This is a genomic window from Micromonospora mirobrigensis (assembly GCF_900091555.1).
Classification (GTDB): Bacteria; Actinomycetota; Actinomycetes; order Mycobacteriales; family Micromonosporaceae; genus Micromonospora; species Micromonospora mirobrigensis.
Genome location: NZ_FMCX01000005.1, coordinates 500,076 through 523,526, shown reverse-complemented (window position 1 = coordinate 523,526; position 23,451 = coordinate 500,076). Strand labels below are relative to the sequence as shown.

Genomic DNA, 23,451 nt, shown 5'->3' with positions numbered 1-23,451 from the left:
TGGTGTAACCGGTGTCGCCAGCACGCGACGTCCACCTCTTCGGAAGGCCTCCGCATGAAGCTGTCCCGCATCCACGCCCCGCTCGCCGCCGTCGCCCTCGCCCTGGGCGCGGCAGCCTCCTTCGCCGTCCCGGCCCAGGCCGCCGAGGCGGGCACCCTGGCCGACCCGGGCTTCATCCAGTCGTTCGAGATCGGCGGCCCGCTGACCCTCGACGGCAACGGGCTCGTGGCGTACGTTCCGGTCTCGATCACCTGCTCGGGGGCCTCGCCGGCGATCTCCTACGTCGGCGTTAACCTGCGGCAGACCCGCGGTCAGGACGTCATCACCGCCCGGGGCAGCGTCCCGCTGACCTGCGACGGTACGGCTCAGAACCTGGTGGTGACCGTGACGGCGGAGGGTCAGCGGTTCCTGCCTCGCGAGGTGTACGCCACGGCGGAGGCCCAGGCCTGCGACGCGTTCGGCAACGAGTGCAGCTTCGCCTCGGACGCGGAGCTGACCCGGCTGCAGAAGGCCTGACCGGCCCCGCAGCGACAGGTCGGCGGGACCACGTGGCGGGTGGTCCCGGCGGCGGTCCCAGGCCACGCCGGGCGGCGTGATCCACGCCGCCCGGCGTGCGCCGGACCGGCCCCCGGCACTACAGATTAGGGCAGCCTTACCTTAGAGTCTGTCGGCGTGACGTCCCCGCCCGAGCTGCTGCCGGCCACCGGCGCCGTGCCGTTCGTCCGCGATCTGGCCACCCACGGTGACCGCCCGGCCGTGGTCACCGCCGACGGCACCCTCTCCTACGCCGACCTCGCCGCCCGGGTCGCGGAGACCGCCCACCGGCTCGGAACCACCCGGCGCCTGGTCCTCGTCGCCGGGGCGAACACCGTCGACGCGCTGGTCGCGTACCTGGCCGGGCTGCACGGCGGCCACCCCGTCCTGCTGGTGCCGGGCGGTGGACCGGCGACCCGGGCGCTGGTCGAGGCGTACGACCCCGACGTGGTGATCGGGCCGGTGGACGGGGCATGGCGGATCGACGAGCGCCGCGACGGCAGCGCCCACGAGCTGCACCCGGAGCTGGCCCTGCTGCTCAGCACCTCCGGCTCGACCGGCTCACCGAAGCTGGTCCGGCTCTCCGCGACGAACATCCAGGCCAACGCCGAGTCGATCGCCACCTACCTGGGCATCCGGGAGACCGACCGGGCGGCGACCACCCTGCCGCTGCACTACTGCTACGGGCTCTCCGTGGTCAACAGCCACCTGGCCCGGGGTGCCGCGCTGATCCTCACCGACCTGTCGGTCGCCGACCGCTGCTTCTGGGAGCTGTTCCGCACCGCCCGCGGCAGCACGTTCGCCGCCGTGCCGTACACCTTCGAGCTGCTGGACCGGGTCGGCTTCGCGGCGATGGAGCTGCCGCACCTGCGCTACCTCACCCAGGCCGGCGGCCGACTCGACCCGGGGACCGCGCGCCGCTACGCCGAGCTGGGCCGGCGCGCCGGCTGGGACCTCTTCGTCATGTACGGCCAGACCGAGGCGACCGCGCGGATGGCGTACCTGCCGCCCGACCTGGCCCTGACCCGCCCGGAGGCGATCGGGGTGCCGGTCCCCGGTGGCACGCTGCGCCTGGCCCCCGTGCCCGACCAGCCCGAGGGCGTCGGCGAGCTGGTGTACGCCGGCGACAACGTGATGCTCGGCTACGCCGAGCGCCCGGCCGACCTGGCGTCGGGGCGTACCGTCGCCGAGCTGCACACCGGCGACCTGGCCCGCCGCGGCCCGGACGGCCTCTGGGAGCTGGTCGGCCGGCGCAGCCGGTTCGCCAAGATCCTCGGCCTGCGGGTGGACCCGCAGGCCGTCGAGGCGCTGCTCGCCCGGCACGGAGTGCCGGCGGCCTGCCTGGGCGCCGACGACGAACTGCTGGTCGCGGCGGTCGGCGGGGCCGACGCCCGGCGGGTCCGCCGGCTGGTCGCCGACGAGATCGGCCTGCCGCCCCGGGTCGTCCGGGTGCTGCCGCTGGCCGAGCTGCCCCGACTGGCCAGCGGCAAGGTCGACCACCCGGCGCTGCGGGCGCTGGCCGACGCCACGCCGAACGCCCTCCCCACCGGGGCCGACGACGACCTGTGCCGGCTCTACGCCGAGGTGCTGGACCGCACCGACGTCACCGGCGAGCACAGCTTCGTCGACCTGGGTGGCGACTCGCTGTCCTACGTCGAGATGTCGGTCCGGCTGGAACGGGTCCTCGGGCAGCTCCCGCCGGACTGGCACACGCTGCCGATCGCCGCGCTGCCCGCCCCGCCCGCCGCGCGACCCCGGCGGCGCGCGCTGGAGACCAGCGTCGCCCTGCGGGCGGCGGCGATCGTGCTGATCGTCGGCTCGCACATCCCGCTGTTCCACCTCACCGGCGGCGCGCACCTGCTGCTGGCGGTGGCCGGGTTCAACTTCGCCCGGTTCCAGCTCACCGACGTCGACCGGCGGGACCGGCTGCGACAGATCCGGGCCGGACTGACCCGGATCGTGCTGCCCACCATGGCCTGGATCGCGGCGGTGCTGCTGCTCACCGACCAGTACCGGCTGAGCACCCTGCTGCTGGTCAACAGCCTGGTCGGGCCGGCCGACGGTCGCACCGAGTGGCACTTCTGGTTCATCGAGGGGCTGGTCTACGTCCTGGTGGGCACCGGCGCCCTGCTCGCGCTGCCCGCGGTGGACCGCTGCGAGCGGCGGTTCCCGTTCGCGCTGCCGGTCACGCTCGCCGGGCTGGGCCTGCTCGGCCGGTACGACGTGTTCGGCCTCGATGCCCGCTACGACCTGCCCGGCGGCGTGGTGGCGTGCTGGCTCTTCGCCCTCGGCTGGGCGGCGGCCCGGGCCCGCGGCGTCGCGCAGCGGCTGCTGGTCACCGTGGCGGCGGCGGCCACCGTGCCGGGGTTCTTCGGCGAGCCGGCCCGGGAGGCGCTGATCGTCGCCGGGTTCGCGCTGCTGGTCTGGCTGCCCACCGTGCCGAGCGTGGGACCGGTGAACCGACTGGCCGGGGTGCTCGCCGGCAGCTCGCTCTACGTCTACCTGACCCACTGGCAGGTCTACCCGCACCTGCGGGACCGGCCGCTGCTGGCGCTGGCCGCCGCGCTGGCGGTCGGGGTGGCGTACGGGCTGGCCGTGGAGCGGGTCCGACAGATTTTCAACGAAAGGTTGAAAACGGGTCGTTGATGGGGTGGGATGGAGGCATGAACGACGCCTTCACCACCCCGGACCCCTCCCGCGCCCGCGCCGAACGCACCTACGCCGCCCTGTACCGGATCACCGAACGGCACGCCGGCACCGAGACCCGCCGGCGCCGGCAGGCCAACCCGTACGTCGCCGACCCCTGGGAGGCCGTCACCCTGGTCACCGCGCTCGCCGCCGGCGGGGCCGCGCTGGAGTCCGACGAGGAACCCGTCGACGGCGACGACATCGTCGCCGCGCTCACCCTGGTGCCCCACCTCCGCGCCGAGGTGGACGCGCTCGAGGCCGGCCTGTTGACCATGGCCCGCGCGCGCGGCCTCACCTGGCAGGCGATCGCCTTCGGTCTGGGCCTGGGCAGCGCGCAGGCGGCCAAGCAGCGGTACGAACGCCTGGTGGCCCGGACGGCCTGAGCCCGCCGTGGCGAGCGCCCGGTTGTCACAGGCGCACGGCAGACTGCCTTCGGTGCACACCGTCGACGGGAGGGCGCGATGACCCGCGAGGAGCTGCTGGCGTACTGCCTGGCCAAGCCGGGAGCCTGGCTGGACCGGCCGTGGGAGGCCGACGAGGTCGTGAAGGTGGGCAGCAGGATCTTCGCCTTCCTGGGTGCGCCCGACGGTGAGCCCCGGGTCTGGGCGAAGTGCGGGCCGGACCGGGTGGTGGCCGACGAGTGGCTGCACCGGTTCCCGGGCGAGGCCAGCGCCGCCCCCTACCTCGGCCGGTACGGCTGGAACGCGCTGCGGCTGGACGGGGCGATCCCCGACGAGGACCTGCTCGACGCGGTCGACGGCTCGTACGACGCGGTGCTGGCCCGGTTGCCGCGTCGCGAGCGACCCTGACCCGACCCTGATTTCCCGCGGCGGGGGCACCACCGCGCGCCGACACCTGCTAGCTTTTCTTGGCATGTGCAGGTTTTCGCTGTGAGTGCCGAGCCGACGGGTGACGAGCTGCTGACGGTGCTCGGCACGCTCGCCAATCCGCACCGGCTGCGGGTGATCGCCGCGCTCACCCGCGAGCGCACCTACGTCAGCCGGCTCGCCCGCGACCTCGGGATCAGTCGGGCGCTGCTCCAGCTGCACCTGCGCAAGCTGGAGGCGGCCGGCCTGGTCACCGCCCGGCTGGAACTCTCCCCCGACGGCAAGGCGATGAAGTTCTACGAGGTCACCCCGTTCGCCTACCGGCTCACCCCGCAGGCCATCGCGGCGGCGGCCCCCACCCTGAGCACCGACGACGCAGAGAAAGGCACCCGATGATGGACGGACACGAGTTGGCGGAGGTCGTCGGCACCGTCGGCATGTTCACCCTGGCCACGGTCCTGCTCGTCGCGGTGGTCACCCGGATCGCGCCGCGCTGGCGCACCCGGGTCGCCACCGCCAGCGACGCCGATTACCGCGCCCTGGCCGAGAGTTCGGTGCGCGCCCAGGAGGAGCTGACCCGACAACTCACCGCGATCGGCGCCCGGCTGAGCGAGGTCGAGGGCCGGATGTCGTCGGTGGAGCGCGTCCTGCGCGACGTCGAGTAACGGCTCCCCCACGCCCACCGCCCGCCGGGTTGCAGCCCGGCGACCGCGGATCACCCACCGCCCGAAGGACGCCGGGCCGTCGAGTTGCAGCTCGACGGCCCGGCCGGGCGGGCATCACCTCGCCAACGGCGAGTTCTCACACGCGACGACCCGTCCACGGAAAGGACAGCAGCCGATGCTGCGCGAACGCAAATCGACGCCGTACCCGCCTCCCCCGGCCGCCGGACCGCGACCGCTCACCGAACGCCTGGTCGCCTGGTCGGTGCGGCACCGGGCCCGGGCCATCGCCGGCTGGCTGGTCCTGGTCGCGGCGGCCGTACTCGCCGGGATCCTGGTCACCGGGGACGGCGCGCCGCCGGTGGACCCCGGCGAGGCCGGCACCGCGCGCCGGGTGCTGGACGCCCAGGCCGGCTACGAGCCGATCCAGGAGAACGTGCTGGTCCGGGCGACCGACCCCGCCGGGCCGCCGGCCACCACCGACCCGACCGTACGCAACGCCGCGGCCGACCTGGTCCGCACGCTGCGGACCCTCCCCGCAGGCGGGGTGACGGTGGCCGACCCCGTCGGCGACCCGGACCGGGTCTCCCGCGACGGACGCGCGCTGCTGGTCGGCTTCACCGTCGACGGCGGCCTCGACGAGCGGCTGTCCCGCTACGACGCTGCCACCGCCGCCGTCGGCGAGGTCGCCGGCCGGCACCCAGGGGTACGTCTGGCGCAGGCCGGCGACCGCAGCCTCTCGCTCGCGGTCGACCAGGGCGTCAAGGGCGACTTCGCCCTCGCCCACCAACTCTCGCTGCCGCTGACCGTGCTGATCCTGCTGGTCGTCTTCGGCTCGCTGGTGGCCGCCGCGGTGCCGCTACTGCTCACCCTGACCGCGGTCGCCGCGACGCTGGGCCTGCTCCAGGTGGTCGACCAGTGGCTGCCGATCAACAGCGTCACCGCGCCGATGGTGCTGCTGATCGGCATGGCGGTCGGCGTCGACTACTGCCTGTTCAACCTGCGCCGGCTGCGGGAGGAACGGGCCGCCGGGCATGACCTGGGCACCGCCCTGGCGATCACCGCCCGAACCTCCGGACGGGTGGTGCTGGTCTCCGGGGCGACCGTGATGGTGTGCCTGTGCGGGCTGCTGCTGACCGGCATCTCGGCGTACCGGGGTGCGACGCTCGGCATCGTGCTGGTGGTGGGCGCCACCGTGCTCGCCTCGGTGACCGCCCTGCCGGCCCTGCTGGCGCTGCTCGGCGACCGGGTGGACCGGCTGCGGATGCCCTGGCCGGGCCGACGGCGCACCGCCGCCACCGGGTCCCGGTTCTGGACGGCGGTGGCCGTCCGGGTGGTCCGCCGCCCGCTGCTCTGGACGCTCGCCGGGGCCGCGCTGCTGGTCACGCTGGCCCTGCCCGCGCTGCGGATGCACCCGCAGGACGCCGCGGTGGTGGACAGCCTGCCCCGCAGCGTGCCGACCGTCGACGCCGCCGTACGCATGCAGCGGGACTTCCCCGGCGCCGCCGCGCCGGCCCGGGTGGTGCTGTGGCGCCCGGACGGCACACCGGTCGCCGGCCGGCCGGAGGTCGACGCCGCCGTGGCCGACCTGCGGGAGCGGATCGCCGCCGGCGTGCCCGGGCTGGCCGGCCCGGTCACCGTGACCCCGGTCGACCGGGCGCTCGTGGTGCGGGTGCCGCTGGCCGGGTCGGGCACCGACCGGGCGTCGGAACGGGCGCTGGCCACCCTGCGCGGCGAGGTGCTGCCGGCCACCATGGGCCGGCTGGACGGGGTCGAGCACGCGGTGATGGGCCGCACGGCGTTCGCCCACGACTTCACCGAGCGGATGACCGGGCGGGCGCCCCTGGTGGTCGGCGCGGTGCTGCTGCTGGCCTTCGCGCTGCTCGCCCTGACGTTCCGGACCCTGGCGGTGCCGCTGGTGTCGATCGCGCTGAACCTGCTGTCGATCGGCGCCGCCTACGGGGTGCTCACCTGGGCGTTCCAGGACGGGCACCTGGCCGGTCCGCTGGGCTTCACCCCGTACGGCGGGGTGGTGGGCTGGCTGCCGCTGTTCATGTTCGTCCTGCTCTTCGGGCTGAGCATGGACTACCACCTGTTCGTGCTCAGCCGGATCCGGGAACGCTGGGCGGCCGGCGCGTCCCCCGGCTCCGCCATCGTGGCGGGTGTGGGGCGCGGCGCGGGCGTGGTCAGCAGCGCGGCCACCGTGATGGTCGCCGTCTTCGCGGTCTTCCTCACCCTGAGCGCGGTCGAGTACAAGATGCTCGGCCTGGGGATGGCGGTGGCGGTGCTGGTCGACGCCACCCTGGTCCGCGGGGTGCTGCTGCCGGCGACATTGGCGCTCTGCGGCGACCGGGCCTGGGGTCGCCGATCGACCGGACCACAGTGGACACCGCCTACCCCTATGCTCGCCACCGGTGCGCCGACCACGGCGCCGGAACGTGAGGAGAACAGGTGAGGCGTCTCATCGGTGCGGTACTGGCCGCCGTCCTGCTGACCACCACCGCCTTCAGCGGCCCGGCCGCGGCGGCCACGCCGACCACCGGGGCGATCTTCAACAACCCGACGGTGGCGGGCAGCGAACGGGTCATCGTCGACCACATCGTCTCGCTGATCGACGGCACCCCGTCCGGCGCGGAGATCAGCGTCGCCATGTACGCCTTCGACGAGCAGCCGGTCGCCGACGCGCTGATCCGGGCCGCCCGGCAGCGGGGCGTCCGGGTGCGGGTGGTGCTCGACGCCACCTACCGCACCCGTACGCCGGCCCTGGCGCTGGCCAGCGCGACGACCGGGCTGGGCACCGACACCACGGCCGGCTCGTGGCTGAAGGTCTGCGCCACCGACCTGGCCTGCGTCTCGGGCGCGCCGGCGAGCGTCAACCCGATCAACCACAACAAGTTCTACCTGTTCTCGTCCACCGGCGGGGCGTCGAAGGTGCTGGTGCAGTCCTCGGCGAACCTGACCTCGCTGAACACCGGCAGGTACTGGAACAACGCGGTGACCGTCGTGGACAACGGGCCGATCTACGATGCCTACCGGGCGTACTTCGGGGACCTGGCCAGGGCGCTGCACAACGACAGCGACTACTACCGGATGACCTCGTCGGACCCGGTGAAGTCGTACTTCTTCCCGCGCGCCGGCAGCACCGCCGACACGGACACGATCGTGGAGGTCCTGAACAACGTGACCTGCCCGGGCAACGACCCCGGGTACGGCACGGTCGACGGCTACACCAAGATCCGCATCGCCGTGTGGAAGATCACCCGGGAGGCGATCGCCGACAAGCTCCGCGCGCTGGCCAACGCCAACTGCTGGGTGGACATCGTCTACGGCACGACGAGCAGCGGCAGCGCCTCGGCGCTGACCCACCCGCGGATCAGGACCTACCAGCTCAACAAGGCCGACGGCGAGCTGGTCCACTCGAAGTACCTGCTGATCGAGGGGACGTACGCCGGCCGGGTGAACAGCAAGTGGGTCTTCACCGGCAGCCACAACTACGACGACTCGTCGCTGCGGGAGAACGACGAGGCGATGCTGCGGATCAACTCCTCGGCCATCCACGACCAGTACCGGAGCAACTTCTGGGCGATGCGCGACTCCGCCCAGCTCTGATCGCGGGCTCAGGCCCCCAGCAGCGGGGACAGCGCATCGAGCAGCGGGCCGGCGTCACCGACCGTGGCGTCGGCCCCCCGTTCGTCGGCGGCCTCGAACTCCGCGATCTCCACGCCGACGATCTCGTGCCCGGCCAGCATCTCGGCGGCGCCGGCCAGGTCGGCCAGGGTCAGCCCACCCGGCACCCGGTAGTCGGTCGGCACCAGGCCGGGTTCGAGGACATCGCAGTCGAGGTGCACGTAGACGGGCCGGCCGGCGACCCAGCGCCGCAACCGGTCGGGCAGGTCGACGCCCACCCGGGCCCATGCCACCGTCCCGTCGGTCAGCAGCCGCCGCTCGTCCGGGTCCAGATCCCGCGCCCCGACCACCACCACGTTCGCCAGGTCGAGGCCCGCACCGAGCGGAGAGTCCCAGCGGCCGGCGGCGCCGGAGATCACCATTCCGCCGAGGTAACCGGTGGCGCTGGTGTCCGGCACGTTGAGGTCACCGTGCGCGTCGAACCAGACCACACAGGTGTCCGGCCGGTGCCGGGCCAGCGCCGGCAGGGTGGCCAGGGCGGCCGCGCAGCGGGTGAGAGCGAGCACCGGCGTCCGACCGGCCGCCAGGATCGCCTCCTGTGCCACCGCCAGCTCCCGCAACGCCGGCAGTGCGACGGTCAGCTCGACGTCCCACGAGGCCGGCGCCGCCGGTCGCGGCTCCCCCACCACCGTCACCGGCAGCCGCAGCCGCCGGGCCAGCTCGTCGGCCACCAGCGCGGCGCCCGGTACCGCCCGGTCGTTGTGGTCGCCGGCCGGGCCCTGGTACCGGACCAGCGCGACCGGTTCGGCCGCGCCGGCCCGCTGCGCACCGGCGACCACGCTCACCGTCCGGGTACGACCCGCTCGGCGGCCCACTCCCGCCAACCGGCCAGCTTGTCCGCGGCGGTGGCCAACTGCTCGGCCACCGGCCCGGGGCCGGTGGAGCCCGGGGTGGTGCGGGCGGCCAGCGCCGAGCGCACCGAGAGCACGTCGCGTACCGACGGGTCGAGGTGTTCGCTGACCGCGGCCAGGTCGTCGTCGGAGACCTCCTCCAGCTCGCACTCACGGGCCGCGCAGAGCGCCACCAGCCTGCCGGTGATCTCGTGCGCGTCGCGGAACGGCACCCCCCGCCGGACCAGCCAGTCGGCCACCTCGGTCGCCAGCGAGAAGCCGACCGGTGCGGCGGCGACCAGCCGGTCGACGCGTACCGTCATGGTGGAGATCATCCCGGCCAGGGCCGGCAGCAGCAGTTCCAGGGTGTCGACCGCGTCGAAGGCCGGCTCCTTGTCCTCCTGCATGTCCCGGTCGTACGTCATCGGCAGGCCCTTGAGCATGGTGAGCACGCTCATCAGCCCCCCGACGAGGCGACCCGACTTGCCCCGGGCCAGCTCGGCGATGTCCGCGTTCTTCTTCTGCGGCATGATCGACGACCCGGTGGCGAAGGAGTCGTCCAACTCGACCCAGCCGAACTCGTGCGACGTCCAGAGCACCACCTCCTCGCCGAGGCGGGACAGGTGCACGCCGATCATGGCGGTGGCGAAGAGGAACTCGGCGACGAAGTCCCGGTCGGCGACGGCGTCCATCGAGTTGGCGAACGAGGTCCGGAAGCCCAGCTCCCGGGCGACCGCCACCGGGTCCAGCGGCAGCCCGGAGCCGGCCAGCGCGCCGGCGCCGAGCGGGCTGACCGCCGCCCGGTGGTCCCAGTCGCGCAGCCGTTCCAGGTCGCGCAGCAGCGGCTGCACGTGGGCCAGCAGCCAGTGCCCGAAGGTGACCGGCTGGGCGTGCTGGAGGTGGGTCATCCCGGGCGCGGCGGTGTCCACGTGCCGTTCGGCCTGTTCGACCAGCGCCTCGGCCAGCTCGACCAGCCGGGCGGCCACGCCCCGGGCGTGGTCGCGCAGATAGAGCCGCAGGTCGGTGGCGACCTGGTCGTTGCGGGACCGGCCGGCGCGCAGCTTGCCGCCGAGGCTGCCCAGGCGTTCCAGCAGGCCCCGCTCCAGCGCGGTGTGCACATCCTCGTCGTCCACGGTGGGGCGGAACTGCCCGGAGGCGCAGGCCGCCTCCAGGTCGTCCAGCGCCGCCAGGATCCGGCCCAGTTCCTCCGGGTCGAGCAGGCCCGCGCCGGCCAGGACCCGGGCGTGCGCCCGGGAGCCGGCGATGTCGTACGGGGCGAGGCGCCAGTCGAACTGGACACTCACCGACAGTCGGGCCAGGGCCTCGGCGGGGCCGCCGGCGAACCGGCCACCCCACAGGCTCGTCCGGTTGGTGGCGGCGCTGTTCTCGGTCAGGCTCTTGTCGTCCACGCCGCCCATTGTGGTGCCCATGCTCAGGAGCCACCCAGCCGGGCGTCCCGCGCGGCGGCCATCTTGCTGGGCAGACCCCACAACTGCACGAAACCCTTGGCCAGGGACTGGTCGAAGGTGTCGCCGGTGTCGTAGGTGGCCATGCCGAAGTCGTAGAGGCTGGCCTCGGAGCGCCGGCCGGTGACGGTGACCCGGCCGCCGTGCAGGGTGAGCCGCACCTCGCCGGAGACGTGCCGCTGGGCGTCGTCGATGAACGCCTCCAGGCTGTCCTTGAGCGGGGAGAACCAGAGGCCGTCGTAGACCAGCTCGCCCCAGCGCTGGTCCACGCCGCGCTTGAACCGGGCCAGGTCCCGCTCCACGGTCACCGCCTCCAGCTCCTGGTGGGCGGTGATCAGGGCGATCGCGCCGGGCGCCTCGTACACCTCGCGGCTCTTGATGCCGACCAGCCGGTCCTCGACCATGTCGAGCCGGCCGACGCCCTGGGCGCCGGCGCGCCGGTTCAGCTCCAGGATCGCCTGGTACGGGGTGACCGTCTCACCGTCCACCGCGACCGGCACGCCGGCGTCGAAGGTGATCACGACCTCGTCGGCATCCCGCTCCTGCGCCGGGTCGGAGGTGTACGAGTACAGATCCTCGATGGGGCCGTTCCAGATGTCCTCCAGGAAGCCGGTCTCCACGGCCCGGCCCCACAGGTTCTGGTCGATCGAGTACGGCGACTTCGCCGACACGTCGATCGGCAGCCCCTTCTCCTCGGCGAAGGCGATCGCCTTGTCCCGGGTCCAGGCGAAGTCCCGGGCCGGCGCGACGATCTTGAGGTCGGGCGCGAGCGCGCCCAGGCCGACCTCGAAGCGGACCTGGTCGTTACCCTTGCCGGTGCAGCCGTGCGACACGATGGTGCCGCCGTGCTTGCGGGCCGCGGCCACCAGGTGCTTGACGATCAGCGGCCGGGACAGCGCGGAGACCAGCGGGTAGCGGTCCATGTAGAGGGCGTTGGCCCGGATCGCCGGCAGGCAGTAGTCGGCGGCGAACTCGTCGCGCGCGTCGACCACCTCGGACTCGACGGCGCCGCAGTCCAGCGCCCGCTGCCGGATGGCGTTCAGGTCCTCGCCGCCCTGCCCGACGTCGACCGCGACCGCGATGATCTCGGCGCCGGTCTGCTCGGCGAGGTACGGAATGGCCACGGAGGTGTCGAGACCCCCGGAGTAGGCGAGGACGACCCGCTCGGTCATGGTGTGGTGCTCCCTTCAACGTTGTCTTCCCGGCGGGCCCACCCGGCGAGCTGGTCGCCGAGCGCGGCCCCGCCGTCGGCCTGGCGGGCCACGACGAGGATGGTGTCGTCGCCGGCGATGGTGCCGACGATCTGGGGCAGGCCCGCCCGGTCCAACGCGCTGGCCAGGTAGTGGGCTGCGCCCGGCGGGGTACGCAACACGGCGATGTTGCCGCTCGCGTCGACCCCGTTGAGCAGCTCGCGCAGCAACCGGACCAGCCGGGCCGGGGCGGCCTCGGCGTCGCGCAGCGGCCGGTGGCCGTCCTCGGGGATCAGGTAGACGCCCCGCCCGTCGCCGCCGCGCGCGGTGACCGCGCCCAACTCCTTGAGGTCCCGGGAGAGGGTGGCCTGGGTGACCTGGATGCCGTCACCGGCGAGCAGGTCGGCCAGCTCGGTCTGCGAGTGGATCGCCTGCTCGCGGATCAGCTCGACGATGCGGGCGTGCCGGGCGGCACGGTTCAGCGGGGCGGTCATGGGGTGGATGCCTCCAGGAGAAACGTCAGCAGCGCCTTCTGGGCGTGCAGGCGATTCTCCGCCTGGTCGAACACGGCGCTGCGCGGCCCGTCGAGCACCTCGTCGGTGATCTCCTCGCCCCGGTGGGCGGGCAGGCAGTGCAGCACGATCGCCGTCGGCCGGGCGTGGCCGAGCAGCGCGGTGTTCACCTGGTACGGCCGGAACGGGGTGAGCCGGTCCAGCCCGTCGGACTCCTGCCCCATCGAGGTCCAGGTGTCGGTGGCCACCACGTCGGCGCCGCCGACCGCCTCGACCGGGTCGGTGAGCGCCCGCACCGAGCCACCGGTGCCGCCGGCGATCTTCTCGGCCCGGGCGACGATCTCCGGGTCGGGCTGGAAGCCGGCCGGCCCGGCGACCCGGACGTGCATGCCGGCGGTCGCCCCGGCCAGCAGGTACGAGTGGGCCATGTTGTTCGCCGCGTCCCCGACGTACGCCAGGGTCCGCCCGGCGGTGGCGCCGAACCGCTCGCGGACGGTGAGCAGGTCGGCCAGGAGCTGGCACGGGTGGTACGCGTCGGTGAGCGCGTTGACCACCGGCACGCCTGCGTGCGCGGCGACCTCGGCGATCCGGTCGTCGCCGTGGGTGCGCAGCACGATCGCGGCGACGTAGCGGGAGAGCACCCGACCGGCGTCGCCGAGGGTCTCCCCCCGCCCGAAGTGGGTGACCTGGGTGTCCACCACCAGCGGGTGGCCGCCCAGCTCCGCGATGCCCACGTCGAACGAGAACCGGGTGCGCAGGCTCTGCTTGTCGAAGAGCACCGCCACCGCGCGTGGCCCGGCCAGCGGCTGGTACGCGAACCGGTCCGCCTTCATCCGGGCGGCCAGGTCGAGCACGCCGGACTGCTCGGCCGGGGTGAGGTCGTCGTCGCGCAGGAAGTGCCGGATCACGCGCTCGTCTCCATCGTCGTCGGGGCGGCGGCCGGCGCGAGGTCGGCCGGCGCGGCGGCGTCGAGGGCCGACGGGAGGGCGGCCAGGAAGGCGTCGGCCTGCTCGACGGTGAGGATCAGCGGCGGGGCGAGCCGCACCACGTCCGGCTGCACCGGGTTGACCAGGAAACCCGCCTCGCGCAGGGCGTTCGCCACCGGGGTGGCGGCCGGGGCGGTGAGCACGACACCGAGCAGCAGCCCGGCGCCGCGTACCCCGGCGACCAGGGGGTGGCCGAGCGCCTCGACGCCCCGGCGCAGCCGCTCCCCGACCCGCTTGACGTGGTCGAGCAGCCCCTCGTTGGCGATGGTGGCGATGACGGCGAGGGCGGCGGCGCAGCTGACCGGGTTGCCGCCGAAGGTGGTGCCGTGCGAGCCGGGGCCGAGCAGCTCGGCGGCCCGGCCGAAGGCCAGGCAGGCGCCGATCGGCAGGCCCCCACCGAGCCCCTTGGCCAGGGTGACGATGTCCGGCTCCACGCCCTCGGCCTGGTGGGCGAACCAGTGGCCGGTGCGACCCACCCCGGTCTGCACCTCGTCGAGGACCAGCAGCGCGCCGTGCGCGGCGGTGATCCGCCGGGCCTGCGCCAGGTAGCCGGCCGGCGGGACGACCACGCCGTTCTCGCCCTGGATCGGTTCCAGGATCACCATCGCGGTGGCGTCGGTGACCGCCGCCGCCAGGGCGGCGGTGTCGCCGTACCGGACGTGGGTGACCTCGCCGGGCAGCGGGCGGAACGGGTCGGCCTTGGCCGGCTGGCCGGTGAGCGCCAGGGCGCCCATGGTCCGGCCGTGGAAACCGCCGCTGGCGGCGACCACGTGGCTGCGGCCGGTCAGCCGGGAGAGCTTGAACGCGGCCTCGTTCGCCTCCGCGCCGGAGTTGGCGAAGAAGACCCGGCCGGGCCGGCCGGCCAGGGCCAGCAACAGCTCCGCCAGGGCCACCGGCGGCTCGGCGACGAAGAGGTTGGAGACGTGGCCGAGGGTGGCGATCTGGCGGGACACGGCGGCCACCACGGCCGGGTGGGCGTGACCGAGGGCGTTGACGGCGATGCCGCCGAGCAGGTCGACGTACTCCCGGCCGGTCTCGTCGGTGACCACGGCGCCCGCGCCGGCGACCAGCGCCAGCGGCGGGGTGCCGTAGTTGTCCATCATGGTCGCGCCCCAGCGCTCCACCAGGGTGCTCATTCCGCCACCACCATCGTTCCGAATCCTTCCGAGGTGAAGACCTCCAGCAGCGTGGAGTGGGCGACCCGGCCGTCGACCACGTGCGCGGCCGGGACCCCGCCGCGCACCGCGCGCAGGCAGGCCTCCATCTTGGGGACCATCCCCGACTCCAGGGACGGCAGCAGCTTCGCCAGGTCGTCGGTGCTGATCTCGCTGACCAGGCTGGACGTGTCGGGCCAATCGGCGTAGAGGCCGGCGACGTCGGTGAGCACGACCAGCTTGCGGGCGTCCAGGGCGATGGCCAGCGCGGCGGCGGCGGTGTCGGCGTTGAGGTTGTGCAGCACCCCGTCGACGTCCGGCGCGACCGTGGAGATCACCGGGATCCGGCCGGCCGCGATCAGGTCGGTCACCGCGGAGCCGTCCACCGACTCCACGTCACCGACCTGCCCGACGTCCACCGGCTCCCCGTCGACGTACGCCGGGCGGCGCACGGCGGTGAAGAGGCCGGCGTCCTCGCCGGAGAGGCCGACGGCGAACGGGCCGTGCGCGTTGATCAGGCCGACCAGTTCCCGGCCGACCTGCCCGACGAGCACCATCCGCACCACGTCCATCGCCTCCGGGGTGGTCACCCGCAGGCCGCCCTTGAACTCGCTGGCGATGCCGAGCCGGCCGAGCATGGCGGAGATCTGCGGGCCGCCGCCGTGCACGACGACCGGCTTGAGACCTGCGTAGCGGAGGAAGACCATGTCGGCGGCGAAGGCGCGCTGGAGCTCGGGGTCGACCATGGCGTTGCCGCCGTACTTGACCACGACGGTGGTGCCCGCGAAGCGGGCCAGCCACGGCAGGGCCTCGATCAGCGTGGCGGCCTTGGTCTGGGCGAGGGCGAGATCGGGGCTCATGTCGAGTACGCCGAGTTCTCGTGCACGTACGCGTGCGACAGGTCGTTGGTCCAGATCGTCGCGGCGTCGGCGCCGGCGTGCAGGTCGATCCGGATGGTGACGTCCCGCCCGGTCAGGTCGACCTTGGAGCGGTCCTCGGCGGCGGCCCCGCCCCGGCAGACCCAGATCCCGTTGACGGCGACGTCCACCTCGTCCGGCTCGAACACCGCGGCGGTGGTGCCGACGGCGGCGAGGATCCGGCCCCAGTTCGGGTCGTTGCCGAACAGGGCGGTCTTGACCAGGTTGTTCCGGGCCACCGAGCGGCCCACCTCGACGGCGTCGCCCTCGCCCGCCGCGCCGACCACCTCGATGGCGATCTGCTTGGTGGCGCCCTCGGCGTCGGCGATCAGCTGCTGGGCCAGGTCGTGGCAGGCGGCGGTGACCGCGGTCGCCAACTCAACCTCGGTCGGCTCCACCCCGGAGGCGCCGCTGGCGAGCAGCAGCACCGTGTCGTTGGTGGACATGCAGCCGTCGGAGTCGATCCGGTCGAAGGTGAGCCGGGTTGCGGCCCGCAGCGCGGCGTCGAGCGCCTCCGGCCCGGCCACCGCATCGGTGGTGAGCACGCAGAGCATGGTCGCCATAGCCGGGGCCAGCATGCCGGCGCCCTTGGCCATCCCGCCGACGGTGAAGCCGGCGCCCTTCGCCACGGTGGTCTTGGGCCGGGTGTCGGTGGTCATGATCGCCTCGGCGGCGGCGGCGCCACCGTCGCGGGAGAGCCCGCGGATGGCGCTGCGCACACCGGGCAGCAGCTTCGGCATGGGCAGCCGCTCGCCGATCAGGCCGGTGGAGCAGACGGCGACCTCGCCGGCGCCGAGCCGGCGACGGGGGCTGCTGCCGGTGAGGGCGGCGGCGGTGTGCTCGGCGGTGGCGTGGGTGTCCTGGAAGCCGGCCGGGCCGGTGCAGGCGTTCGCGCCGCCGGAGTTGAGCACCACGGCGCGGACCACGCCGCCGCGGACGACCTGCTGGGTCCAGAGCACCGGGGCGGCCTTCACCCGGTTGGCGGTGAAGACTCCGGCGACGGTGGCGTCCGGGCCGTCGTTGACGACCAGGGCGACGTCGGCCGCGCCGCTGGCCTTGAGGCCGGCGGCGACGCCGGCCGCCCGGAATCCGCGAGGGGTCGTGACGGTCACTGGGCCTGCCTTTCGTTCGCGACCGCGGGGCTCCGCTGCGCTGCGCTCCTCGCGCTCACGGTGCAACTCCGAAGGCTGACAGGCCGGTGGTCTCGGGGAGGCCGAGCATCAGGTTGGCGTTCTGCACGGCCTGGCCGGCGGCGCCCTTGCCCAGGTTGTCGATCGCGCTGACCACGATCACCCGACCGGAGTCCGTGTCGACGGTGGCCTGGAGGTGGCAGCTGTTCGAGCCGGCGGTGGCGGCGGTGTGCGGCCACGTCCCCTCGGGCAGCACGTGGACGAAGGGCGCGTCCGCGTACGCCTGCGCCAGCACCTCGTGCGGGTCGGTGTCCCCGACGGGCACGGCGGTGACGGTGGCGAGGATGCCACGCGGCATGGGGGCGAGCACCGGGGTGAAGGAGAGTCCGGTCGCCCCGGTGGCCTGCTTGATCTCCGGCACGTGCTGGTGGGCGCCGACCCTGTAGGGCGACAGGTCGCCCATCACCTCGCTGCCGATCAGGTGGGCCTTGGCGGCCCGGCCGGCGCCGGAGGTCCCGGAGGCGGCGACCACCACCACGTCGGCGGGGAAGACCGCGCCGGCGGCGATCAGCGGGGCGAGCGCGAGGGTGGTGGCCACGGCGTAGCAGCCGGTGTTGGCGACCCGGTGCGCGGCGGCGATCGCCGCCCGCTGCCCGGGCAGCTCCGGCAGGCCGTAGGTCCAGGCGCCGGCGTGCGGGCCGCCGTAGTAGCGGGCCCACCCGTCGGCGTCGCGCAGCCGGTGGTCGGCACCGAGGTCGACCACCCTGACGGTCTCGGGCAGGGCCGCGGCGAGCGCCGCCGACGCGCCGTGCGGCAGAGCCAGGAAGACCAGGTCCGCGTCGGCCAGGGTGGCCGGTTCGGTGGCGGCGAGGACCAGGTCCAGGCCGGTGAGCTGCGGGTGTACGGCCGAGACCGGCTGGCCGGCCTGGGCGTGGGCGGTGGCGGCGACCAGGTCGAGCTCGGGGTGACCGGCGACCAGGCGCAGCAGTTCGCCGCCGGCGTAACCGCTCGCTCCCGCTACCGCGACTCGAATGCCCATACTCACCTCCGCATGACTATGCAGCAAAGGCTAGCGGCGACCGCGCACCACTGCAAGGTCATACGGTGCTCCGCATGGAAATGTGGGAGTGACGCCGACCACGTCCGGGGGCGCTGCCGCGCCATCTCGGCGGCCGCATTGACAGGAGCCCATGGAGATCCGATCCTGTGAGAGCGCTCTCCGGAGCAGCATCCCAGGGCGTACACCACCAACCACCCCGAAATCACCACGCCCGCCGCCGGATCCGGCCGGTCGGCGGTGAAGGAGTCCCGTTGCGAATCCGCAGAAGACTGACGGGCGGCCTCGTCGCGCTCGTCCTCGCCGTCGGCGCCTCCGTCGGCGCGGCGACCCTGGCCCGGGCCGTCGGCCCCGGCCTGCTGCCGTTCACCGTCACCAACAGCACCGGGCGGGCCGACGCCGTGCACCTCTACGTCCTCGGCGTCGATCTGAACTCCGGCCGGCTCGGCCACGTCGACGCCGGCGGGACCTTCACGCCCTGGCCGGCCGGCGGCCTACCCCCCACCCCGGCGCCCGACGTGTCCATCCCCGGCCCCGCCCTCGGCGCGAGCACGGTGCTGAAGGTGCCCCGCAACATCTCCGGCCGGATCTACTTCTCCTTCGGCGAGAAGCTGAGGTTCCTCCTCACCCCCGACGGCCTGGTCCAGCCCGCCCCGTGGGCCGCCGGGGACCCGAACCGCGACATCCTCTTCGACTGGTCGGAGTTCACCTACAACGACGCAGGTCTCTGGCTCAACAGCTCACAGGTCGACATGTTCGCCGTGCCGCACACGGCCAGCGTCACCGGCGCCGACGGCGCCACCCGCAGCACCGGCACCCTCGTCGACGACGGCCGGAACAAGGTCATCGACGCGGTACGCGCCCAGCCCGGCTGGGGCGGGTCGGTGCAGACCCGCGCCGACGGCACCGTGCTGCGGGTCCTGTCCCCCGGCAAGGCCGCCGACGCCGGCCTGTTCGACCCCGGTTACCTCGACCCGTACATCACCTCGGCCTGGAACGCGTACGCGACGAGGACGTTGACCGTGACGCCCTTCCTCGACCGACCCGACGTGAGGTACTTCGGCCGGACCAGCGGCACGACGATGACCTTCACCGACGGGACCGGACGGCAGGTCGCCTCGTTCGGCAAGCCGTCCAGCTCCGACGTGTGGGACTGCGACGGCGCCCTCGCCGCCCCCAACGACCTGGTGGTCGGCCCGATCGCCCGGACGCTCTGCGCGGCCCTGCACCGCTCCACGCTGGGCACCCGCGACGTGCAGCCCTCCGGTGGCCCGGCCGACTTCTACCAGGGCACGCTCACCAACCACTACTCGCGGATCGTGCACGCCAACATGGTGGACGGCAAGGCGTACGGGTTCGCCTTCGACGACGTACAGAACCAGGAGTCGCTGGTGCACGACGGCGACCCGCGCGCGGCCGGCATCGACCTGAGCCCGTTCGGTCCCGGCGGCGGCCCGAGCAGTCCCCCGCCGAGCCCCACCGCCACCGCCAGCCCGTCGACCTCGCCCAGCCCGTCCACGAGCACCGCCCCGACGCCGTTGCGGCCCACCCGGTACCTGCTGGCCGGCGGCGGTCTCGGCGCGGACGCCGGGCCGGCCGGCGTCACCACCCTGGCCGCCGCCGGGAGCAACCACGACGGCACGCCCGCCGATCCGCAGGTCTTCACCGCCCACGGCCTCACCGGCACGTGGACCGGCGGCACCAGCGCCTTCGACCTCGCCGTAGACGCCAGCACCGCCGTCGGCGACGGCGTCCAGGTGCGGATCTCGTACGACCTCACCGGCGACGGCACGGTGGATCGCAGCGAGACGTACGCCTACTTCGCCACCGACCCGGTGCCCGGCTGGGAGCACTACCGGCAGAGCCAGGGACTGCGTACGGCCAGCGGGGCGTACGGCGACCTGGCCGGTGGCACGGTCACCGTCGAGGTCTGGAACGCCATCGGCGCCACGCCGACCAGCCTGGGCGTCGGTGACTCCTCGCGGATCGTCCTGCCGTACACCGGCTGAGTGTTAACAGGGGCCCCTTCCTATACCGGAAGCGTTAAGAAGGGGCCCCTGCTTGCACCTCAGGCGCCGCGCAGGGTGGCGCGGAAGCGCTCCGCGACGACGGCCACCGCCGCGTCCCGGGCGGCCACCGCCTCCTCGCCCGCGAGGGTCCGGTCCGGGGCCCGGAACGTCAGCTTGTACGCCAACGACCGGCGGCCCGCACCCAGCTGCTCGCTGGCGTAGACGTCGAAGAGCCGGACGTCCTCCAGCAGCGGCCCGGCCCCCTCGGCGAGGGCCCGCTCGACCTCGGCGGCCGGCACCGACTCGTCGAGCACCAGCGCCACGTCGATCAGCGCCGGCGGGAACGTGGAGATGGTCGGACCGCTCACCAGCGTGGCCGGCGGCAGCGCGTCCAGGTCCAGTTCCATGGCGCAGGTGCGGCGCGGCAGCTCCAGGGCCGCCACCACGGCCGGGTGCAGCTCACCGGCGTACCCGACGACCGTGCCGTCGACGGCGAACGCGGCGCAGCGGCCCGGGTGCCAGGGCGCGTGCTCGGCGGCGCGCACCTCGACCCGGTCGGCCGGGATGCCGGCGGCGGCGAGGACGGTACGGCCGGCCTCGACCGCGTCCGCCCAGCCGGCCGGGCGTCCCGCGCCCCACCAGCCGGCCGGCTCGATGTCGCCGGCCAGCGCCACGGCGACGTGCCGGGGCTGGTCGGGCACCACCGCGTCGGCGGCAGCGAACTCGGCGTCGGTGGGCCGGCGGTCCACGCCCATGGCCGGCGGCGCGCCGACCCCCGGACGCGGGTGGAACACCGCGCCGATCTCGTAGACCGCCACGTCCCGCAGGCCCCGGCCGACGTTGCGCCTGAGCACGCCGAGCAGCGGGCCGAGCAGCGTGGTGCGCAGCAGCGGCTCCTCGTCCGACAGCGGGTTCGCCACTCGGACGGCGGGCCGGCGGGGGTCGTCGGCCGGCAGGCCGAGCTGGTCGGCCAGCTCGGTGGAGACGAACGGGTGCGCCAGCACCTCGACGTACCCCTGCTCGGCCAGCGACCGGGCCACGGCCCGGCGGCGCTGCTGCTGCCAGGTCAGGCCCCGGCCGGCGGGCGCGGTCGGCAGCACCGACGGAACCCGGTCGTACCCGTCGAGGCGGACCACCTCCTCGACCAGGTCGGCCGGGTCGGTCAGGTCGGGCCGCCAGCTCGGCGGGGTGACCGTCAGCACGTCCGCGCCACCGGTGGCGGCGACCCCGACCTCGCCCGGGTCCTCCGCCAGCCGGTCCGCGCCGCGCACGACCGTGCAGCCGACCTGCTCCAGCAGCTCGACCACCCGCTGCGGCGAGTACGTCACGCCGATCCGCTCCGACGGCAGGCCCACCGGCAGGACGACCGCCGGCAGCGGCCGGACGTGGTCGATGTCCAGGATCTCGTCGCCGGCCGTGCCGCCGCCGTGGGTCACCAGCAGCTGTACGGCGAACTCCAGGGCGACCAGCGGCAACGTCGGGTCGACGCCCCGCTCCCAGCGCTTGGCGGCCTCGCTGAACAGCTTGTGCCGGCGGGCGGTGCGGCCGATGGTCGCCCGGTCCCAGTGCGCCGCCTCGAACAGCACGTTCGTGGTGGAGGCGAGCACCTCGCTGGTCTCGCCGCCCATCACCGCCGCCAGCGAGATCGGGACGCCGGCGTCCTCGCCTGCGAGGTCGTTGGGCAGCCCGGCGTCGCAGATCACCAGGTCCTCCTCGGACAGGGTCCGCGCCACACCGTCCAGAGTGGTCAGCTTCTCACCCGCCTCGGCCCGGCGGACCACCAGCGGCCCGCTGATCCGGTCGGCGTCGAAGGCGTGCATCGGCTGGCCGAGGCAGAGCATCACGTAGTTGGTGATGTCCACCGGCAGCGAGATGCTGCGGATGCCGGCGACGGTGAGCCGCTGCCGCATCCAGTCGGGGGTCTCGGCGGTGGGGTCCACGCCGCGCACCATCCGGGCGGCGAACCGGTCGCAGCCGACCGGGTCGCGCACCTCCACCGGGTACGCGGGCCGCTCGGTCGCGCCGGGCACCTCCCGCCGGGCCGGGTCCTCGAACCCCACCCCGAGGGCGTACGACAGCTCCCGGGCCAGCCCGCGCAGGCTCAACGCGTAGCCCCGATCCGGGGTGACCTCCAGCTCCAGCACCACGTCGTCCAGCCCGACCAGGGGCCGCGCGTCGTCACCGGGCGAGGCGGGGGTGTGCTCGGGCAGCACGATGATGCCCGAGTGGTCGTCGCCAAGACCCAGCTCCTGCGCCGAGCAGATCATGCCGGCGGAGTTGCGCCCGTACGTCTTGCGCGCCCCGATGGCGAAGTTCCCGGGCAGCACGCCGCCGGGCAGGATCACCACCACCTTGTCGCCCTGGGCGAAGTTACGCGCCCCGCAGACGATCTCCTGCGGCTCGCCGGTTCCGTTGGCGGCCCCGACGTCGACCCGGCAGAACCGGATCGGCTTCTTGAAGCCGGTCAGCTCCTCGATCTCCAGGACCTTGCCGACGACCAGCGGCCCGCTGACCGTGTTGCGCAGGTCCACCATCGAGTCGACCTCGATGCCGAGGTCGACCAGCGCCTGCTCCAGGTCACCGGCGGGCAGGTCGGCCGGGAGGTCGACGTACTCCCGCAGCCAACTGACAGAAACTCGCATGACTTCAGACCACCGTCTCCGTTGTACGTACCCGCATCGCCTACGCCGCCCCGGCGCCCAGTGCCCGGGCGAACCGGACGTCGCCCTCGAACAGGTCCCGGATGTCGCTGACCCCGTGCCGGATCATCAGCGTCCGGTCGATGCCCATGCCGAACGCGAACCCGGAGTAGACCTCCGGGTCGATCCCGCAGGCCCGCAGCACCCGCGGGTTGACCATGCCGCAGCCACCCCACTCGACCCACTGCGGGCCGTCCCGGTGCTCCGGGAACCAGACGTCGAACTCCGCCGACGGCTCGGTGAACGGGAAGTAGTGCGGCCGCCAGCGGGTCTTCGCGCCCTCGCCGAACATCGCCCGGGCGAAGTGGTCGAGAGTGCCGCGCAGCTGCGCCATCGTGATGCCCTTGTCGACCACCAGCCCCTCGGCCTGGTGGAACACCGGGCTGTGGGTGGCGTCGATCTCGTCGGTCCGGTAGACCCGGCCCGGCACGATCACGTAGATCGGCGGCTTGCGGGTGAGCATGGCGCGGGTCTGCACGGTGGAGGTGTGCGTGCGCAGCACCAGGCCCGAGCTCTCCGCGCCGGGCGGCGGGGCGATGTGGAAGGTGTCCATCAGCCCGCGCGCCGGATGGTCGGCGGGGATGTTCAGCGCGTCGAAGTTGGTCCACTCCAGCTCGACCTCGGGCCCCTCGGCCACCTCGTAGCCCATCCCGACGAACAGGTCGCTGATCTGCTCCATCAGCACGTTGAGCGGGTGGCGGGCGCCGCGCGGGCGCCGGTCGTACGGCAGGGTGACGTCCACCCGCTCCTCGACCAGCACCCGGGCCGCCTGCTCCTGCTCGAGGACTCCGGCGCGGGCCGCGTACGCGGCCTCCACGGCGCGGCGGGCCTCGTTGACCCGCTTGCCGGCGTCGGACTTGGCGGCCGGCGGCAGGGCGCCGATCTCCCGGCGGGCCAGCGACACCGGGGACCGGTCCCCCAGGTGCGCGGGGCGCAGCGCGGTCAGCGCGTCCGGGTCGGCGGCGGCGGCGAACGCCTGCTCGGCGTCGGCCACGGCGGCGGCCAGTGCGGCCGGGTCGAGCAGGGCGACCTGCTTCGGGTCGTACGGATCGTTGCGGTAGCTCATGGCGTACGGGCACTCCCTCACGGCGGCGCCGACCCTT

General features: G+C 74.1%; 20 protein-coding genes. 9 read left to right on the top strand and 11 right to left on the bottom strand.

What is annotated here, in order from left to right; all coding sequences use genetic code 11:
• Positions 1–54 precede the first annotated feature (54 nt).
• The 8 genes from GA0070564_RS19625 (at position 55) to GA0070564_RS19590 (ending at position 8,320) form a co-directional block, all read left to right on the top strand.
• Positions 55–516 carry a hypothetical protein gene (locus GA0070564_RS19625; protein ID WP_091610236.1) on the top strand — a complete coding sequence of 154 codons (462 nt, stop codon included), beginning with the start codon at positions 55–57 and terminating at the stop codon, positions 514–516.
• A 156-nt stretch (positions 517–672) separates the two neighbouring features.
• The gene (locus GA0070564_RS19620) at positions 673–3,180 is read left to right on the top strand and encodes an AMP-binding protein (RefSeq protein WP_091610234.1); all 2,508 of its coding nucleotides are present in this window, start codon (positions 673–675) and stop codon (positions 3,178–3,180) included.
• A 17-nt stretch (positions 3,181–3,197) separates the two neighbouring features.
• Positions 3,198–3,605: a DNA-binding protein gene (locus tag GA0070564_RS19615; RefSeq protein ID WP_091610231.1), complete on the top strand. Its 408-nt coding sequence runs from the start codon at positions 3,198–3,200 to the stop codon at positions 3,603–3,605.
• 78 nt (positions 3,606–3,683) lie between these two features.
• On the top strand, positions 3,684–4,031 hold the full coding sequence (locus GA0070564_RS19610; protein ID WP_091610229.1) for an MmcQ/YjbR family DNA-binding protein: 348 nt from the start codon (positions 3,684–3,686) through the stop codon (positions 4,029–4,031).
• An 81-nt stretch (positions 4,032–4,112) separates the two neighbouring features.
• Positions 4,113–4,445 (top strand): ArsR/SmtB family transcription factor, encoded by a 333-nt coding sequence (locus tag GA0070564_RS19605; RefSeq protein WP_218104969.1) that lies wholly within the window; start codon positions 4,113–4,115, stop codon positions 4,443–4,445.
• On the top strand, positions 4,442–4,714 hold the full coding sequence (locus GA0070564_RS19600) for a hypothetical protein (protein WP_141714817.1): 273 nt from the start codon (positions 4,442–4,444) through the stop codon (positions 4,712–4,714). The genes GA0070564_RS19605 and GA0070564_RS19600 overlap by 4 nt, the downstream gene beginning before the upstream one ends.
• A gap of 175 nt (positions 4,715–4,889) precedes the next feature.
• A complete protein-coding gene (locus tag GA0070564_RS19595) occupies positions 4,890–7,166 on the top strand; it encodes an MMPL family transporter (RefSeq protein ID WP_091610221.1) in 2,277 nt (758 codons plus the stop codon).
• Positions 7,163–8,320 (top strand): phospholipase D-like domain-containing protein, encoded by a 1,158-nt coding sequence (locus GA0070564_RS19590; RefSeq protein ID WP_091610219.1) that lies wholly within the window; start codon positions 7,163–7,165, stop codon positions 8,318–8,320. Before GA0070564_RS19595 ends, GA0070564_RS19590 begins: the two co-directional genes overlap by 4 nt.
• A gap of 8 nt (positions 8,321–8,328) precedes the next feature.
• Here the strand turns inward: GA0070564_RS19590 and GA0070564_RS19585 are convergent, their stop codons facing one another.
• Genes GA0070564_RS19585 through argC form a run of 9 tightly spaced genes read right to left on the bottom strand, consistent with a single transcriptional unit; the run spans position 8,329 to position 17,622 of the window.
• Positions 8,329–9,183 (bottom strand): arginase family protein, encoded by an 855-nt coding sequence (locus GA0070564_RS19585; protein ID WP_091610217.1) that lies wholly within the window; start codon positions 9,181–9,183, stop codon positions 8,329–8,331.
• Positions 9,180–10,646 (bottom strand): argininosuccinate lyase, encoded by a 1,467-nt coding sequence (gene argH / locus GA0070564_RS19580; RefSeq protein WP_091610214.1) that lies wholly within the window; start codon positions 10,644–10,646, stop codon positions 9,180–9,182. Before argH ends, GA0070564_RS19585 begins: the two co-directional genes overlap by 4 nt.
• 14 nt (positions 10,647–10,660) lie before the next feature.
• Complete coding sequence (locus GA0070564_RS19575; RefSeq protein ID WP_091610212.1) at positions 10,661–11,866, bottom strand: argininosuccinate synthase; 1,206 nt, start codon at positions 11,864–11,866, stop codon at positions 10,661–10,663.
• Positions 11,863–12,378, bottom strand: a complete 516-nt coding sequence (locus GA0070564_RS19570; protein ID WP_091610210.1) for an arginine repressor — start codon at positions 12,376–12,378, stop codon at positions 11,863–11,865. Before GA0070564_RS19570 ends, GA0070564_RS19575 begins: the two co-directional genes overlap by 4 nt.
• Complete coding sequence (gene argF / locus GA0070564_RS19565; protein WP_091610208.1) at positions 12,375–13,304, bottom strand: ornithine carbamoyltransferase; 930 nt, start codon at positions 13,302–13,304, stop codon at positions 12,375–12,377. Before argF ends, GA0070564_RS19570 begins: the two co-directional genes overlap by 4 nt.
• Entirely contained in the window at positions 13,301–14,518 is a 1,218-nt protein-coding gene (locus tag GA0070564_RS19560) for an acetylornithine transaminase (protein WP_091610206.1), read from the bottom strand. Before GA0070564_RS19560 ends, argF begins: the two co-directional genes overlap by 4 nt.
• Positions 14,515–15,396: an acetylglutamate kinase gene (gene argB, locus GA0070564_RS19555; RefSeq protein ID WP_091610204.1), complete on the bottom strand. Its 882-nt coding sequence runs from the start codon at positions 15,394–15,396 to the stop codon at positions 14,515–14,517. The genes GA0070564_RS19560 and argB overlap by 4 nt, the downstream gene beginning before the upstream one ends.
• Complete coding sequence (gene argJ, locus GA0070564_RS19550) at positions 15,393–16,565, bottom strand: bifunctional glutamate N-acetyltransferase/amino-acid acetyltransferase ArgJ (RefSeq protein ID WP_091610202.1); 1,173 nt, start codon at positions 16,563–16,565, stop codon at positions 15,393–15,395. The genes argB and argJ overlap by 4 nt, the downstream gene beginning before the upstream one ends.
• 55 nt (positions 16,566–16,620) lie before the next feature.
• Positions 16,621–17,622 (bottom strand): N-acetyl-gamma-glutamyl-phosphate reductase, encoded by a 1,002-nt coding sequence (gene argC, locus GA0070564_RS19545; RefSeq protein WP_091610199.1) that lies wholly within the window; start codon positions 17,620–17,622, stop codon positions 16,621–16,623.
• A 272-nt stretch (positions 17,623–17,894) separates the two neighbouring features.
• On the opposite strand from argC, the gene GA0070564_RS19540 reads away from it, so the two are divergent.
• A complete protein-coding gene (locus GA0070564_RS19540) occupies positions 17,895–19,649 on the top strand; it encodes a beta-1,3-glucanase family protein (protein ID WP_091610197.1) in 1,755 nt (584 codons plus the stop codon).
• Between the two features lie 59 nt (positions 19,650–19,708).
• On the opposite strand, the gene pheT is transcribed toward GA0070564_RS19540, so the two are convergent.
• Positions 19,709–22,291, bottom strand: coding sequence for a phenylalanine--tRNA ligase subunit beta (gene pheT / locus GA0070564_RS19535; protein WP_091610195.1), 2,583 nt, complete (start codon positions 22,289–22,291; stop codon positions 19,709–19,711).
• A 40-nt stretch (positions 22,292–22,331) separates the two neighbouring features.
• A complete protein-coding gene (gene pheS, locus GA0070564_RS19530; RefSeq protein WP_091610192.1) occupies positions 22,332–23,414 on the bottom strand; it encodes a phenylalanine--tRNA ligase subunit alpha in 1,083 nt (360 codons plus the stop codon).
• Positions 23,415–23,451 lie beyond the last annotated feature (37 nt).

What these genes read in the sequence shown, in the direction of transcription:
- argB (WP_091610204.1), bottom strand. Translation starts at nt 15,396, where the DNA reads ATGAGCCCCGATCTCGCCCTCGCCCAGACCAAGGCCGCCACGCTGATC.
- GA0070564_RS19600 (WP_141714817.1), top strand. Translation starts at nt 4,442, where the DNA reads ATGATGGACGGACACGAGTTGGCGGAGGTCGTCGGCACCGTCGGCATG.
- GA0070564_RS19610 (WP_091610229.1), top strand. Translation starts at nt 3,684, where the DNA reads ATGACCCGCGAGGAGCTGCTGGCGTACTGCCTGGCCAAGCCGGGAGCC.
- argH (WP_091610214.1), bottom strand. Translation starts at nt 10,646, where the DNA reads ATGGGCGGCGTGGACGACAAGAGCCTGACCGAGAACAGCGCCGCCACC.
- GA0070564_RS19570 (WP_091610210.1), bottom strand. Translation starts at nt 12,378, where the DNA reads ATGACCGCCCCGCTGAACCGTGCCGCCCGGCACGCCCGCATCGTCGAG.
- GA0070564_RS19615 (WP_091610231.1), top strand. Translation starts at nt 3,198, where the DNA reads ATGAACGACGCCTTCACCACCCCGGACCCCTCCCGCGCCCGCGCCGAA.
- GA0070564_RS19625 (WP_091610236.1), top strand. Translation starts at nt 55, where the DNA reads ATGAAGCTGTCCCGCATCCACGCCCCGCTCGCCGCCGTCGCCCTCGCC.
- pheS (WP_091610192.1), bottom strand. Translation starts at nt 23,414, where the DNA reads ATGAGCTACCGCAACGATCCGTACGACCCGAAGCAGGTCGCCCTGCTC.
- argC (WP_091610199.1), bottom strand. Translation starts at nt 17,622, where the DNA reads ATGGGCATTCGAGTCGCGGTAGCGGGAGCGAGCGGTTACGCCGGCGGC.
- GA0070564_RS19560 (WP_091610206.1), bottom strand. Translation starts at nt 14,518, where the DNA reads ATGAGCACCCTGGTGGAGCGCTGGGGCGCGACCATGATGGACAACTAC.
- GA0070564_RS19595 (WP_091610221.1), top strand. Translation starts at nt 4,890, where the DNA reads ATGCTGCGCGAACGCAAATCGACGCCGTACCCGCCTCCCCCGGCCGCC.
- pheT (WP_091610195.1), bottom strand. Translation starts at nt 22,291, where the DNA reads ATGCGAGTTTCTGTCAGTTGGCTGCGGGAGTACGTCGACCTCCCGGCC.
- GA0070564_RS19575 (WP_091610212.1), bottom strand. Translation starts at nt 11,866, where the DNA reads ATGACCGAGCGGGTCGTCCTCGCCTACTCCGGGGGTCTCGACACCTCC.